General features: G+C 45.9%; 1 protein-coding gene. It reads left to right on the top strand.

Annotation, left to right across the window (positions count from 1 at the left end; translation table 11 throughout):
- Positions 1-12 precede the first annotated feature (12 nt).
- Positions 13-1,200 (top strand): mucin-binding protein (locus D8791_RS10355; RefSeq protein ID WP_446677528.1); only part of this gene is annotated, 1,188 nt, incomplete at its 3' end.

Genomic DNA, 1,200 nt, shown 5'->3' on the forward strand with positions numbered 1-1,200 from the left:
CAAAAAGCGATTATCAGCTTCGTAGACCAAACTGACGGTAATAAGGAATTGACTAAGGTTGTCGAAAGCGGTAAGTCAGGTGAGCCAATCGGTACAACCAACTACGCAACCCGTCTGAAAGAATTGACAGACAAGGGTTACGAAGTTGTAACGGATGAGTTCGCAGGACCTAAGACCTTCGATAATGACGATAAGAAGGATCAAACCTTCACCGTTACTCTTCGTCAAGGTACAGAGAAGATTACAGACCCAGCTAAGCTCAACAAGAAAGTATCACGTACAATCAAGTACGAATACGCAGATGGTGAGACAGCCGGTCGTCCAGCTCTGAAAGCTCCTGTGACTCAAGAAGCAGCCTTCACACGTACAGGTGAACGTAACCGTGTAACTGGTAAGGAAACCTTCACTGCATGGACACCAGCTACGAAAGAATTGGCCCAAGAAGCTACACCAGTTGTGACTGGATTCGTGGCAGATAAGGCTAATGTAGCAGCGAAGACAGTAACTCCTGATGATAAGGATAGCGAAGAAACAGTTAAGTACAGCAAACTTGGTTCATACGTACCAAATGTACCAGACGGACTTCCAAAAGTACCAAACCTTCCATATCCAAACGATCCAACAGATCCAAGTAAACCAGGTACTGATCTTCCAGTGATTCCACATGTACCAGGCACTACACCAGTAGGCCCAGATGGCACAACACCATTGACACCGAAAGATCCGAGCGATCCAAGCAAGGGTTACAACCCACCACCAGTTCCAAGTGATCCAACNAAGGANACACCAATCAATTACGTGAAGGATGGCCAAAAAGCGATTATCAGCTTCGTAGACCAAACTGACGGTAATAAGGAATTGACNAAGGTTGTCGAAAGCGGTAAGTCAGGTGAGCCAATCGGTACAACCAACTACGCANCNCGTCTGAAAGAATTGACAGACAAGGGTTACGAAGTTGTGAACGATGAGTTCAAGGGACCTAAGACCTTCGATAATGACGATAAGAAGGATCAAACCTTCACCGTTACTCTTCGTCAAGGTACAGAGAAGATTACAGACCCAGCTAAGCTCAACAAGAAAGTATCACGTACAATNAAGTACGAATACGCAGATGGTNANACAGCNGGTCGTCCAGCTCTGAAAGCTCCTGTGACTCAAGAAGCAGCCTTCACACGTACAGGTGAACGTAACCGTGTAACT

It is taken from the genome of Streptococcus cristatus (assembly GCF_003943515.1).
Lineage (GTDB): Bacteria > Bacillota > Bacilli > Lactobacillales > Streptococcaceae > Streptococcus > Streptococcus cristatus_D.